This is a genomic window from Amycolatopsis sp. YIM 10 (genome assembly GCF_009429145.1).
In the GTDB taxonomy this organism is placed as follows: Bacteria; Actinomycetota; Actinomycetes; order Mycobacteriales; family Pseudonocardiaceae; genus Amycolatopsis.
On the sequence record NZ_CP045480.1, the window covers coordinates 3,203,792 to 3,217,661 of the forward strand.

A 13,870-nucleotide genomic window follows, 5' to 3' on the forward strand; every position below is an offset into this window, starting at 1 on the left:
AGGTTCCGGACAACGGCACCGCGGCCTGGTGTCCGGGAATCACCATCAGCGGTATGGCCAGTGGCAGAAAGAAAGCAAAGCAGGGTGTGGTGGCGGTTTTGGTCGTGGCGGTCAGCGGGGTGGCACCGGCGGTCGCCGCGGCTGCCGGTTCGCCCTTGCCGGTCAACGGCGTGACGGCCAGTGCGGACGACGGCAACGTCCCGTCGAACACCTTGGACGACGACCTGTCCACCAGGTGGTCGGCCAAGGGCGACGGGGTGTGGATCCGGTACGACCTCGGCTCGGCGCAGACCATCGGGTCGGTATCCCTTGCCTGGCACCAGGGCGACACCCGCAAGTCCACCTTCGACGTGCAGGTCTCCGGCGACGGTGCCTCGTGGACGACGGTCGCCGCGGGCCGGACGAGCAGCGGCACCTCGACCGGCCCGGAAAACTACGACTTCCCCGACACCGCCGGGCGCTACCTGCGGATCGTCGGCCACGGGAACACCTACAACGAATGGACCAGCATCACCGAAACCGACGTCAACGGTGCCGACGGTGGCGGGGACGACTGCACCTATCCGGCCGACGTGCTGAACCTGGAGAACTGGTACATCGGCCTGCCGATCGGCCAGGACGAAAAGCCGACCAACGTGGAGCAGCCGGAACTGGCCACCTACGCCATCGACCCGTGGTTCACCACCACGCCGGACTGTGAGGCGGTCCAGTTCCGCGCCGCCGTCAACGGGGTGACCACGAGCGGTTCCAGCTATCCGCGCTCGGAACTGCGCGAAATGAAGGGCTCGTCGAAGGCCAGTTGGTCGTCCACGTCGGGAACGCACACGATGACCATCGATCAGGCCATCACCGCCCAGCCCAAGGAAAAGCCGGACGTGGTCGCCGGCCAGATCCACGACGCGGACGACGACGTCTCGGTGTTCCGGTTGGAGGGCAACAAGCTGTACGTCACCAAGGGCGACACGTCCGACCACAAGCTGGTCGACGGCAACTACCAGCTCGGCACCAGGTTCCAGGCGAAGTTCGAAGTGAGTGGTGGCAAGATCAAGGCCTACTACAACGGCGTTCTGCAAACCACCATCTCCGACAGCTTCACCGGCGGGTACTTCAAGGCAGGCGCCTACACCCAGGCCAACTGCGAAAAGTCGTCGCCGTGCTCGAGCGGCAACTACGGCGAAGTGAAGATCTACGGGCTCGACGTCACCCACGCCGGATAGCGGTAGTCCGCGCGCGCAGGACGATGTAGGCGAACAAGACGCCCATGACGACCACGCCCGCCCACATGGCTTGCTGCCAGCCGTCGACGAAGGACTGCTGGGCGGCGTGGACGATCTCCTGCGCGTGCGGGCCGGCGCTGCCCGAGATCTCGACAGCGTTGGCGATGCCTTCGCGGGCGGTGTCCGCGAAGGCATCGGGGACGTCGTGCAGCCGGTCGTCGATCGCGCCGCGGTAGCCGGAGGACAGGAGCGCACCCAGCATGGCGATGCCCAGCGCCGTGCCGAACTCACGGGTGATGTCGTTGAGCGCGGAGGCGACGCCCTGCTTCTCCCGCGGCAACGAGCTGGTGATGGCTTCGGTGGACGGCGTCATGGACAGGCCCATGCCGATGCCCATGGCGAGCATGCCCGGCAGAATGGTCAGGTAGCCGCCATCCACGGCGACGAACAGCGCCATCAGCGCCAGGCCCGCACCGGCCACGCCGATGCCCACGGCCATGGTCGGACGGGAGCCGACGCGGCCGGCCATCCTGGGAGCCAGGCCGGAGGCCAGCATCATCATCACGGCCATCGGCATCATGGCCGCCGTCGACAGCAGTCCCGACCAGCCGAGCACCGCCTGGAAGAACGGGAACAGGACCACGGCGACGCCCGCCTGGACCCCGAAGACCACCAGCAGCGTGATCGAGCCGCCGGCCAGGCCGCGCTCCCGGAACAGGCGTACGTCGAGCAGTGACGCGTCCCGGCGGTGCAGTTCCCAGGCCACGAACCCGATGCCGGCGACGAGGCCGACGGCGAGGCTGATCAGCGTCGCGGGGGCGGTCAGGCCGCGTTCGGGTCCTTCCTGCAGGGCGAAGATGAGGCCGGCGACGGCGACGGTGGAGACCAGCGCGCCGATGGTGTCGAAGGCATGGGCCGAGCGCTCACGGGAGTTGGGCACCGACTTCAGCGTCATGCCCGTGGCCACCGCGACCAGTGCCACCGGCAGCACAAAAAGCCAGCGCCAGTCCGCGACATCGACCAGGAGCGCGGAGAGGAACATGCCCAGGATGCCACCGCCCCCGGCGACGCCGGTCCACACGCCGATCGCCTTGCCGCGACGATCTTCGGGAAAGGTGGAGGTGATGACGGCGAGGGTGATCGGCATGATCATCGCGGCGCCGATACCGCCGGCCACCCGGGCCACGATCATGATCTCGGCGGTCGGGGCCAGGCCCGCCACGACGTTCGCGACGCCGAAGACGCCGAGTCCGGCGATCAGCGTGGGCTTGCGGCCCAGCCGATCACCGAGCGCGCCGAGCGGCAGCAGCAGCGCGGCCAGTGCCAGAGTGTAGCTGTTGATGATCCACAGAACCGTGGTCTGCGCGGCCCCGAAGTCGACGGCCAGGTGGGTCTGGGCGACGCTGAGCCCGGACACCGACGCGATGACGGCCATCAGCGCGATGGAGACGGCGATCAGGATGGTGCGCAGCTGACGCGCGTCCGGTGTGCTCTCTCCGCCGACCACGGCGGCGTCCTCAGTGGACTGATTCGTACTCATGGATCCGACGTTAAGCGCGGCTTGCCCCAAGGGCATACAATGTTGCCCATGACGCAAGAAGAAGGTGCGCTGGACAGCCTCGTGCGCAAGCGCATCCGCGCGCTGCGGGTCGCGCAGGGCTGGTCACTGGAGGAACTGGCCGGCCGCGCCCACCTCAGCCAGTCGTCGCTGAGCCGGATCGAGAACGGCCAGCGACGCCTGGCGCTGGACCAGCTCGTCACCCTGGCCCGCGCCCTGGACACCACGCTCGATCAGCTCGTCGAGAACGCCGCCGACGACGTCGTCATCAGCCCGATGAACCACGGCACCCACGGGCTGAGCTGGCCGATGAAGGGCGACCCGGCCATGAGCGTCATGCGCCGGCGGCTGACCGAACCGCCGCCGGACAATCCCGCCAAGATGCGCGCCCACCCGGGCCGGGAATGGATGGTCGTGCTGTCCGGCACCGCGGTCCTGATGCTGGGACATCGCCGCTTCCGCGTCGAGACCAACCAGGCCGCCGAGTTCCCGACCATGATGCCGCACGCCATCGGTGCCGAAGGTGGCCCTTGTGACGTCATGTTCATCTTCGACCGCGACGCCCGCCGCGGACATCGCGAGAACGGCGACGCCGACTCGTAGCCGCGTGTCTTGCGTGTCCGGCAGCGCGCGGGGTCATGGCTTTGCGTATTCCGCAAGAAGTTGTGCTGAAGGCGCATACTCGGCTTAACGTGGCGATATGTCGCAAACTCACCAAGGACAGGCGGAGATCCTCGACCTGGACGCGGAAGTCCTCGCCGAGCACACCGCCGCCATCACCAAGTGGCTGCCGCTGACGAGCAGTCCGCGTCAGATCGTGGACCTGGCCGCCGGTACGGGAGCGGGGACCTTCGCCCTCCTGGAGCGCTTCCCCGAAGCGCACGTCACCGCCGTCGACGCCTCGCCGGCACACCTGCAACGGCTGCGGGAGAAGGCATGCGCCCGCGGTGTGGACGATCACGTGCACACCGTGCAGGCCGACCTCGACGACGCCACCTGGCCCGACCTCGGAACGCCCGACCTGGTGTGGGCGTCGGCCTCCATGCACCACATGGCCGATCCCGGGCACGCCCTGCGCACCGTCCGCGACCTGCTCGCTCCCGACGGCCTGTTCGCCGTCGTCGAGCTGGCCGGCCCGCCGCGCTTCCTGTCCGAGAACGCCCCCGCCGACCGGCCCGGCCTGGAAGACCGCGTCCACGCCGTTGCCGACCGCCGCCACGCCGAGCACTTGCCCCACCGGGGCGCCGACTGGGGACCGATGCTGACCGCCGCGGGCTTCGCTGTGGAAGGTGAACTCACCATCGCCGCCGACGTCGACGGATCCCGCAACCCGGCGGTCGGCCGCTACGCCCTGAGCGTGCTGCAGCGCATCCGCGGCGGCGTCGCCGCCGAGCTTGTGCCGGAGGACCTCGCCGCGCTCGACCGGCTGCTCGACACGAGCGCCCCGCACAGCCTCCTGCGCCGCGACGACCTCGCGGTACGCACCGAGCGCACCGTCTGGGCGGCGCGCCGCGACTGACGCGCTCGTCACCGGTCGAGGGTGAGCACGACCCTGACGTCGTCTCGCCGTGCGCGCGGGCACCGCGTGACTCGTGCCCGAGCGCCCGGTGCCGGGCGCTTCGCCGTACTCGCCGGCGCACGGTCATGTGGTCACCCGTGTTGCCCCGATCCATGCGGCATTCGAGGCCGCTGGGCGTCGGCGATCTTTTCCCGTAGTTCGGACGTTTTCGGCGAGCGGAGATCCTGGTAGGCGTCGAGCGCTCGTCGCCAGTGTTCGATGGCCTCGGGTTTCTCGCCCTGTCGCTGGTGGAGGTCGCCGAGGCCGGCGAGGGCCCTGGCCTGGTCGTACCGGGCGCCCACGTCGGTGGCGGCGGCCAGCGCGTCGAGGTGGTAGCGGCGGATCAGCTCCGGCGATGCTCCCGCCGCGGCGTGTGTTTCGGCCAGCCCGTTCAGCGTCATGGCCAGGAGTTGCGTGTTGGCCAGGTTCCGCGCGATCGCCAGTGCCTGGTGAAGGTGCCGTTCCGCCTTCTCGGGGTCGTTCAGCCGGAGGTGGATCGTGCCGAGGCGGTAGAGGGCGGCTACTTCGTGCACGGAGAAATGTGAGCGGTGGGCGATGTCCAGCGCCCGCTGGACGCAGTCGAGCGCCTCGGGATAGCGGCCGAGGTCGCGGTAGACCCCGGCCAGCCCGTAGGAGGTCTGGAACTGCCCGGGCGGATAGTCGTATTCCATGGTGATGGTGAACGCCTGGTGCAGGTAGCGCAGCGCGCTTTCGTGCTGGGCCTGGCGCAGGTACAGCTGGCCGAGCGAGGTCAGCGGCCGCTGGGCCATCAGCCGCTGGCCGAGTTCTCCGAACAGCTCGGCCGACCGGCGCAGGTGCCGGATTCCCTCCTCCACCCGGCCGGCGAAGCCGCACAGCGTGCCGAGATGGTTCAGGGTGGTCGCCTGGAAGACCAGCGCCCCGGCTTTTTCGTGCAAGGCCAGCGATTCCTCGAGGTGCCGCTGCGCTTCCGAGAACCGGTGCGCGTACAGGTGGATCAAGCCGAAGGACCGGAGCGCGACCCCCTCCGCGACAAGATCGCCGTGCACACGTGCGATGTCGAGGGAGAGGGTCTGCAGGCGTCGGACCTCGTCGAGGTGCACACCGAGATCGAGGTACCCGGACAGCACTCTGGCCAGCGCGGTGGTGTGGCCGGGCAGATCCCGCGCCGCGGCCTCGGCCGCGAGGACCAGGTTGGCGCGTTCGTCGTCGAGCCAGCGGATGGCGGCCTCGTAGGTGGACAACTCGGGTGTCGCGACGAGACGGGAACCGTCCGTGTCGGCCGACTCCAGTTCGCTCGGCATGACGAACCGCACGGCCTGTGCGGCGGTGTGCAGGTAGTAGTCGAGCAGCCGGGCGAGTGCCGCGGTGCGTTCGGCCGGGGGATCGGTGGTTCCGCTGAGTTCGGCGGCGTAGGTCGCGAGGAGGTCGTGCAGGAGGTAGCGCCGGTCGGTGGTCTCGTCGACGAGATTGGCCCTGGTCAACGTGTCGAGCAGGCGCCGGGTGGTCCGCAGGCCGGCGCCGGCGAGCGCACTGAGGGCATGCGCGTCGACGGTGTGCCCGGGATGGACACCGAACAGGCGGAACAGGCGAGCCGCCTCGGGATCGAGGCCGCGATAGGAGGAGAAGAACACCGCGCGCACCGACGCGTCCGGGTCGTCTCCGCTGTCGAGCACGTCGAGCCGGGCTTGTTCGTCGGCGAGTTCGGCGACGAACGCCGCCAGGTGGCCGGGGTGCTCGCGGATCCGTTCCGCCGCGATGCGCAACGCCAGCGGCAGCCGGGCGCAGCGTTCGACCACCTGGGCGGTGGCCTCGGAATCGGCACCGCCGCGGTCGCCGGCCAGCTCGGTGAGCAGCCGGTGGGCTTCGCTTCGAGGCAGGCGGTCGAGGCGCACGCGGTGGGCACCTTCACGGGCGACGAGCCCGCGGAGGGAATCCCGGCTGGTGACCACCACGACGCAGGACGACGAGCCGGGCAGCAACGGCCGCACCTGAACCGCCGAGCCGGCGTTGTCCAGCAGGATCAGCAGCTTCTTCCGATCGACCACGGTGCGGAACCGCGCCGCGCGTTCAGCCGGGTCCTGGGGGATCGAGGCACCGTCGATCCCGAGAGCGCGCAGGAACGCATCGAGTGCGTCCGCCGGCGACATCGGCTCGTCGGGTCCGTAACCACGTAGGTCGACATACAACTGGCCGTCGGGGAAGCGGTCCTTGACGCGGTGCGCCCACCGTACGGTCATGGCGGTCTTGCCCGCCCCGGCGGTACCCACGACCGCCGCGATCGGCACCCTCCCGTCCTTTTCGGACAGTAGCGCGTCGAGTTGGGACAGTTCCCCGTCACGCCCGACGAATCCGGCCACGTCGTGCGGAAGCTGAGCCGGGACGGAGACGGTGAGTGCGACGGGTGCGGGTGCGCCGACCTCGATCGGTTCGCCGTGGAGGATCTGGTGCTCGAGGTCCCGCAGTTCCGGCCCAGGGTCGAGGCCGAGTTCGCCGGCCAGGACTTCCCGCGCGTGGCGGTAGGCCGCCATCGCGTCCGCCTGCCTGCCGCCCTGGTACAACGCGGTCATCAACAGGCCGTGCAGCCGTTCCCGCAGCGGATGCCGCCGGACGAGTTCGGTCAGTTCACCGGTGACCGCGCCATGCCTGCCGAGCCGGAGTTCGGCGGTGTAGAGGTCCTCCAGCGCCAGCAACCTGCGCTCGGTGAGTCGTTGGACCTCGCCGATCAGGTCGGGGACCTCCACGCCCTGGTACGGCGTGCCACGCCAGAGGTCCAGCCCCTGGCGGACCAGTTCCGCGCACCGCCGCGGATCGGCCGTGGTGTACCCGCTCGCTTCGTCCAGCAGGGCGTCGAACCGGTGGGCGTCCAGCTCGCCGGGCTCAAGGTGCAGGCAGTAACCGTCCGGGCTGTTGGAAAGCCGTCCGGGGTTGTCGAGCATCGCGCGCATCCGGTGCACGTGGACCTGGAGCCGCCGCACGGCGCCGTCGTTCGCCTGCTCACCCCACAACGCGTCGAGGAGGACGTCCACGGGGACCGGTTTGTTCGCGCGCGCGAGCAGCACCGCCAGCAAGCTCCTGCGCAACGTCCCGGACACCGCGAGCATCTTGTCGCCACGACACATCCGCAACGGACCCAGTACCTCGAACCGCACCCACCGACCCCCTCACGAAGTGTTCGTCGCGAGCCTAGTGAAACCGCCGTGTAACCGCGGAGAAAGGCCGGTAACCCAGGGTTGTGGCCGATCAGGGCCAGACAGCGGGGGATGAGTGATGGATGTGACCACTGTGGACGCGAGGTCGGTGGCGGTTGTCGGGATGGCCTGCTGGCTCCCCGGCGCATCAGGGCCGGATGAGCTGTGGGAACTGTTGAGCCAGGGCATCGACGCCACCAGTGCGACACCGCATGGGCGCTACGACGCGAACGTCTCGGAGTCGGCGGCTCGTCGCGCCGGTCATGTGGACGGAGTGGCGGACTTCGACGCCGACTTCTTCGGCATGTCGGCCGCGGAGGCGGTCGATCTCGATCCACAGCAACGGTTGTTGCTGATGACGGCCTGGGAGGCGCTGGAGGACGCGGGCCAGCGGCCCGACCTGCTGGCCGGCAGCCGGGCCGGCGTTTTTGTCGGGAACTCCCGTTCGGACCACCTGGAAAACGTGTTCCGGCGAGGGCTGACGGCGGTGACCGCCGCCGCGTTGAACAATGTCCGCTCGCTGCTCCCGGCGCGGCTGTCCCACTTCTTCGACCTGCGCGGGCCCAGCGTCGTGGTGGACACCGCCTGCTCGTCGTCGCTGGTGGCCGTGCACCAAGCCGTGCGGAGCCTGCGTGCCGGTGAGAGTCCGATCGCGCTCGCCGCGGGGGTGAACCTGCCGCTCAGGCCGGACGAAGGCGTCATGATGTCGCAGGCCGGGGCACTGGCGGAGGACGGTCGCAGCAAGTTCGGCGACGCACGCGCCGACGGGCACGCGCCCAGCGACGCGGTGGCCGTTGTGGTTCTCAAGCCGCTGGCCGCGGCGCTCGCCGACGGCGACCGGATCCGCGCGGTCATCGCCGGCAGCGCGATCGGCAACGACGGCCGCACCAGCGACTCGGTGCTGAACCCGTCACTGACCGGGCAGGTGGAGGTGCTGCGCTGGGCGTACGAGGATGCCGGGGTCCCACCGTCCGATGTGGACTATGTGGAGGCGCACGGCGCGGGTTCGCCACTGCTGGATCCGTTGGAACTCACCGCTCTCGGCCGCGTGCTGGGTGCGGGGCGCCCGGCGGACCGGCCGCTACTGGCCGGTTCGGTCAAGTCGAACATCGGCCACGCGGAGGCGGCGGCCGGCCTGGCCGGGCTGATCAAGGCGGTGCTGTGCCTGGAACACGGGCGGGTCCCGGCAAGCCTGCACGTCGAAACCCCGCATCCCGGTGTCGCCTGGGAGGAACTCCCGGTGGAGATACCGGCGAAGCTGACGGATCTGCCCGATCTCGGCCGCCCAGCCGTCGCCGGTGTCTCCGGGCAGGGTTCCTCCGCGCTCAACGTGCATGTGGTGCTGCGTCAGGCGACAACCCACGCGCCGTCCGATGACCAGCGGAGCGGCACGCCCGCTCTGCTGGCCCTGTCGGCCCGTACGCCCGAAGCTCTCGCGGCGCTGTCACGGGCGTACATGGCGTACCTCAGCGGACCCGGTGCCGCGTATCCCGTACGCGAGATCTGCCGCAGTGCCGCGATGCGCCGTCAGCACCTGGAACACCGCCTTGCCGTGGTCGGCAGTTCGCACCAGGAGCTGGTGGGCGCACTCACCGGAGCGGGTGGCGCCCCCGCCGATCCGGCCTTCACCGAGATCGCCGACCGCTACGAATCCGGCGAGGCGGTCGACTGGGCCGAGGTGTTCGGCGAAGCGGGCCGCTACGTGCCGCTGCCCACCTATCCCTGGCAGACCAAGCGTTATTGGCCGGGGGAGCAGCGCGAGGAAGGCGACCTGGCGACCCGGATTCTTCGCCAGTACGCGCGAACCCGGTTCCAGCCCGAATCCACGCTCGCCGACATCGGCATCGACTCGCTGGCGAAGCTGAAGCTGATCGTCGAACTGCAGCACAGGACCGGCCGAGAGGTGGATCCCGAGGTGCTCGACCGGCTGCGCACCGTGGCCGAACTGCGCCGGTGGACCCGCGAACTGGAGGAAGCGGCGCGATGAACGCGTACACCTGGTTCGACCGCTCCGCCGACGCGTTCGGCCACTGCTGCGCGCTGGAAGCCGGCGAAGACCGGCTGACCTACGATGAGCTGCGCGAGCTGGTGGAGCGGCTCGCCACGCGGCTGATCGCGACGTGTGGTGACACCCGGCCGCGGCGCGTGGGGCTGCTGGCCGGCCGCTCGGTGGCCGCGTACGCCGGATACCTCGCCATCATGCGAGCCGGTGCGACCGTCGTACCGCTCAACCCGGAGCACCCGGCCTCCCGCATTCGCGACGTCGTCGAGGCGGCGGAAATCGACCTGGTGCTCACCGACACCGCCCGCGCGGACCTCGATGTGCGCCAGCTCGTGGCGGATACCAGCGAGAGCGGCGGCAGGTCGTCGTCCTACCCGGAAGTCAGCTCGGACGACCTCGTCTACATCATCTTCACGTCGGGGTCGACCGGCACCCCGAAGGGCGTGCCGATCACCCATCGCAACCTCGATTCCTATGTGCGGCAAGTGGTTTCCCGGTACGAGATCGGTACGGACAGCAGGGTCTCCGGCAATTTCGACCTCACCTTCGACGGGTCGGTGCACGACCTGTTCGCCGCCTGGGCGTGCGGTGGGACGCTGGTGGTACCGCAGCGCGGTCAGCTCCTGTCACCGGTGAAAACGGTCAACACGCTGCGGCTCACGCACTGGTTCTCGGTGCCGTCGCTGATCTCGTTCGCCGAGCGCCTCGGCACGCTCGTACCCGGCAGCATGCCGACACTGCGGTGGAGTCTGTTCGGTGGCGAGGCGGTCGGTCTCGACGCGGTGCGCCAGTGGCGGGCAGCCGCGCCCGGCAGCAGGCTGGAGGTCGTTTACGGCCCGACCGAACTCACCGTGTACTGCACCGCCTACCGGCTGCCCGACGACCCCGCCGACTGGCCGGACACGCCCAACGGCACGGTCCCGATCGGAACTTGCTTCCCGACGCTGGACTCCCTGCTGCTGGACGAGAACGGCGCCCCGGCCGACAGTGGTGAGCTGTGCGTTCGCGGGCCGCAGTGCTTCTCCGGTTATCTCGATCCCGCACACGACGCCGGACGGTTCCTGGCCGCGGACTTCTCCGGCGACGGCGAAGCCCGGGGCCGCTGGTACCGGACCGGTGACCGGGTGACCTGGCGGGACGGCGTGCTGGTTTTCCTCGGCCGGACCGACCACCAGGTCAAGATCCGTGGCCACCGGATCGAACTGGGTGAGGTCGAAGCCGTACTGCGGAAGTTGCCCGGTGTCCGCGACGCGACCGTTCTCGCGGTGCCTGCCGAGGACCACCCGGAGCTGGCGGCCGTCGTCAGCGGTGTCGAGTGCGTCGCCGACGACCTGTACTCCGCGCTCGCCAGCCGCCTGCCGCACTACCTGCTGCCACGCTGGATCACCGTCCTGGACGAGTTGCCGCTCAACGCCAACGGCAAGGTCGACCGGCGAGCCCTGCTCGGCGCACTGGGGCGATGACCGTGTTCGACGCGATCGTGGTCGGGGCCCGTTGCGCGGGCGCGCCCACCGCCATGCTGCTCGCCCGCGCGGGTCACCGGGTTCTCCTGCTCGACCGGGCCACGTTCCCGTCGGACACGCTCTCCACCCATGTCATCTACCAGCCGGGAGTCGCCGCGCTCGCCCGCTGGGGCCTGCTGGAGACCGTGGGTGCCTCGGGCTGCCCGCCACTGGACCGGGCGCGGTACGAGGTGGCCGGAATCCAGCTCGACGGCTGTGCCAGGGGAGTGGCGGGGCAACGCGCCGCGTACTCCCCGCGTCGCCACATCCTGGACTCCATCCTGGCCGATGCCGCGACCGCGGCGGGAGCGGAACTGCGTGGGGGATGCCGCGTCACCCGCCTGCTGCACGACGACACCGGCCGCGTCACCGGCGTCGAAGCCGCCCACGGCAACCGGCGTTTCACGGCGCGGGCGCGGCTGGTGATCGGCGCGGACGGCATGCGCTCCACGGTCGCCCGGCTCGTGCGAGCCCCGTACACCGTCCAGGATCCGAAACTGACCTGTGCCTACTACTCGTACTGGGCAGACGTGCCCGCCGCGCTCGAACTCTACGAGAAGACGGGGTCCGGCATGGTCGCCGCCGTCCCCACCCACCACGACGCGACCCTCGTCCTGGCTTACTTCCCGCAGTCCCGCTTCGAGGAGGTCCGCGCCGACGCGGCCCGCGCCCACCTGGACCAGGTGCGCACCACGGCACCGGCGCTGTACGACCGGTTGCGGGGCAAGGAGCGGATAGAGCGGCTTCGCGGCACCGGCGACCAGCAGAACTTCTTCCGTCAGTCAGCAGGCCCCGGCTGGGCACTGGTCGGCGACGCCGGACACCACAAGGACTCCATCACCGCCCGCGGGATCAGCGACGCCTTCTTCCAGGCGGAAACCTTGGCACAGCGGGTAAGTGACCGTCTCGCCGGTGATCCGGCACTGCTCGACGAGGCGCTGCTTCAGTACACAAAGGACTGTGAGGCCGCGCTCGTGCCGGGATACGAATCCACCCTGGCGGTGGCGCGGCTGGCATCACCGCACGAGGAACGGCTCGCGCTGCTGCGGGCCGTGCGGACCGATCCGGAACTCACCTCGATCTACTTCGACATGGTCGCCGGTATCGGCACCGTCAGCGCCCTCTACACCCCGGAACTGCTGGAGTTGCTGACGCCTTCGTGACCCCGGGAAGCGATGCCCCTATTGCTCCAACTGGCTATTGCCACGCGGCATGCCACGTTGCAAGCTGAGTGCTGAGTTGCTGGGTCTTTCCGCAATCCCCCTTACCGGAGGTCACGTGAGCGAGTACGGAATCGACCGGCGCAATATCCTGCGTGGTTTGTCGCTGCTGGGGGTGACCGGTGCGGCGGGCCTGCTCGGCACCGTCCCGGCCGGGGCGGCCCCCGAGGCCACCCCGTTCGACCTGCACTTCTCGGTTGCCGAGCAGTTCCGGCCGTTCGACCTCATCGCGCCGCGGTTCGTGCAGTACGACTCGGCGGTGACACCGCGGCAGGAGACCCGCGGCACCCTGATCACCACCGGTGTCCGGCCCAGGGCGCCGTTCGGCACCGTCACCGTCGAAGTCCGGAGACTCGACGGTGACGCCGGGGTCGTCGCCGGGTTCGCCGGGGACAACGGATCCGTGCTGGGCGCTTACGACGCGGGCACCGGCACGGTCAGCGTCGAGGTCACCCGGGGCGGAACGACCAGCGTGGTCAAGACCGCGCCCGCCGCGCTCAAGGCGCCGTTCGGGTTCGCGGTCGTGCTCAACGAGAACGCGGTGACCGTGCTGGCGGACACGACCGGCACCGGTGCCGGGTGGCAGCCGCTGATCACCGAACGGGACCAGGTCCGCGCCCGCATCGACCTGCGCGATCCGGCGGTGCTGGGCAACCTGAGCTACGCCTACGGCGGGCGCGGCGGCGGCTCCACGCTGCTGGGCCGGGTGCGGGCCGGTTACTTCGGCCAGGCCGGGGTGCGTGATCCGCACGTCGTCCAGCACGCCGATGGCAGGCCCTACATCAAGAACGGCAAGCTGTATCTGACGATGACCAACGCCGGACTGGGTTTTTTCCAGCAGGCGCACTGGGCGGTGTGGACCCTCGATCTGGCCGACCCGACCAAGCTCGAACAGGTCGCGACGCTGTTCTTCGCCCGCGACGGCGTTGTGCTCGGCGACCACGCAGGTCAGATCGTCTACGACGACGAGCGGCGGCGGTTCATCGTCCTGATGAGTTCGTGGGGGGATTTCGCCTTCAACGGCGTGCACATCCGCCACGCCACCACCCGCGCCGACGTGCTTTCCGGTGTCCACGTCCTGCCCACCGAACGGCTGCCCCTGCCCACCAGCGTCAGTTCGTGGGATCCGGCGCTGACCAAGATCAACGGCAGTTGGCACCTCGCTTTCGTGGAAAGTCCCGCCCAGCAGCCCTCGTTCGTGTTCCACCCCGCGCTCGCGGCGGGATCCCGCGGCGCCGACTACGCCGACGGCCTCAAACTGGTCGGCGCCGATCTGTCGGTCGACCAGACCGAAGGCACCATCATCCAGAAGATCGGCGGCCAGTGGTACGTGCTGGCCAGCGACGGCGATGCCCGCCAATATCCGGTGTACGACCTGAAGATGCGGAAGCTGGGCACCTTGGATGCCCCGTACGGCACCAACATCCCGCACCCGATGCTGGTCCGGGTGAACGGTTCCTGGTGGATGCCGACGTTCAACGGCACCCAGTACGCCGAACCCGTCCTTGGCTACGGCGGCCACGGCGACTTCATCCTGATGCGGGCGTAACCCCGGCCGCCACGCCGTCGGGTGGCGCGATTTGCCTGGGGGCGATCTTTACGGCATCTTTGCGCGTGGTGCGCCGGGAAGTCTGGTCGGCACC

Annotated in this window: 9 protein-coding genes; 7 read left to right on the plus strand and 2 right to left on the minus strand. The window is 69.7% G+C overall.

All coding sequences use genetic code 11. The annotated features are described in order from the left end of the window. Positions 1–89 precede the first annotated feature (89 nt). Positions 90–1,217 carry a polysaccharide lyase family 7 protein gene (locus YIM_RS15700; RefSeq protein WP_228004757.1) on the plus strand — a complete coding sequence of 376 codons (1,128 nt, stop codon included), beginning with the start codon at positions 90–92 and terminating at the stop codon, positions 1,215–1,217. Here YIM_RS15700 and YIM_RS15705 read toward each other — a convergent pair. Then, the gene (locus YIM_RS15705) at positions 1,201–2,757 is read right to left on the minus strand and encodes an MFS transporter (RefSeq protein WP_153031059.1); all 1,557 of its coding nucleotides are present in this window, start codon (positions 2,755–2,757) and stop codon (positions 1,201–1,203) included. The genes YIM_RS15700 and YIM_RS15705 overlap by 17 nt on opposite strands. 48 nt (positions 2,758–2,805) lie before the next feature. Between YIM_RS15705 and YIM_RS15710 the strand changes: the two genes are divergently transcribed. Together YIM_RS15710 and YIM_RS15715 are read left to right on the plus strand one after the other, a co-directional pair. After that, entirely contained in the window at positions 2,806–3,378 is a 573-nt protein-coding gene (locus YIM_RS15710) for a helix-turn-helix transcriptional regulator (RefSeq protein WP_153031060.1), read from the plus strand. A 97-nt stretch (positions 3,379–3,475) separates the two neighbouring features. Beyond that, entirely contained in the window at positions 3,476–4,294 is an 819-nt protein-coding gene (locus tag YIM_RS15715) for a trans-aconitate 2-methyltransferase (protein ID WP_153031061.1), read from the plus strand. 131 nt (positions 4,295–4,425) lie between these two features. Here the strand turns inward: YIM_RS15715 and YIM_RS15720 are convergent, their stop codons facing one another. Further along, positions 4,426–7,464 (minus strand): BTAD domain-containing putative transcriptional regulator, encoded by a 3,039-nt coding sequence (locus YIM_RS15720; protein ID WP_153031062.1) that lies wholly within the window; start codon positions 7,462–7,464, stop codon positions 4,426–4,428. A gap of 118 nt (positions 7,465–7,582) precedes the next feature. On the opposite strand from YIM_RS15720, the gene YIM_RS15725 reads away from it, so the two are divergent. From YIM_RS15725 to YIM_RS15740, 4 genes are all read left to right on the plus strand, one after another. Then, a complete protein-coding gene (locus YIM_RS15725; protein ID WP_153031063.1) occupies positions 7,583–9,490 on the plus strand; it encodes a beta-ketoacyl synthase N-terminal-like domain-containing protein in 1,908 nt (635 codons plus the stop codon). After that, on the plus strand, positions 9,487–10,968 hold the full coding sequence (locus YIM_RS15730; protein WP_153031064.1) for an amino acid adenylation domain-containing protein: 1,482 nt from the start codon (positions 9,487–9,489) through the stop codon (positions 10,966–10,968). The genes YIM_RS15725 and YIM_RS15730 overlap by 4 nt, the downstream gene beginning before the upstream one ends. Then, entirely contained in the window at positions 10,965–12,170 is a 1,206-nt protein-coding gene (locus tag YIM_RS15735) for an NAD(P)/FAD-dependent oxidoreductase (RefSeq protein ID WP_228004758.1), read from the plus strand. Before YIM_RS15730 ends, YIM_RS15735 begins: the two co-directional genes overlap by 4 nt. 115 nt (positions 12,171–12,285) lie before the next feature. Next, positions 12,286–13,776, plus strand: a complete 1,491-nt coding sequence (locus YIM_RS15740) for a hypothetical protein (protein ID WP_194240164.1) — start codon at positions 12,286–12,288, stop codon at positions 13,774–13,776. The last annotated feature ends 94 nt before the right edge of the window (positions 13,777–13,870 follow it).

Bases quoted from the DNA above. Each gene is read 5' to 3' on its own strand.
- YIM_RS15730 (WP_153031064.1), top strand. From the start codon at position 9,487: ATGAACGCGTACACCTGGTTCGACCGCTCCGCCGACGCGTTCGGCCAC.
- YIM_RS15725 (WP_153031063.1), top strand. From the start codon at position 7,583: ATGGATGTGACCACTGTGGACGCGAGGTCGGTGGCGGTTGTCGGGATG.
- YIM_RS15715 (WP_153031061.1), top strand. From the start codon at position 3,476: ATGTCGCAAACTCACCAAGGACAGGCGGAGATCCTCGACCTGGACGCG.
- YIM_RS15735 (WP_228004758.1), top strand. From the start codon at position 10,965: ATGACCGTGTTCGACGCGATCGTGGTCGGGGCCCGTTGCGCGGGCGCG.
- YIM_RS15705 (WP_153031059.1), bottom strand. From the start codon at position 2,757: ATGAGTACGAATCAGTCCACTGAGGACGCCGCCGTGGTCGGCGGAGAG.
- YIM_RS15710 (WP_153031060.1), top strand. From the start codon at position 2,806: ATGACGCAAGAAGAAGGTGCGCTGGACAGCCTCGTGCGCAAGCGCATC.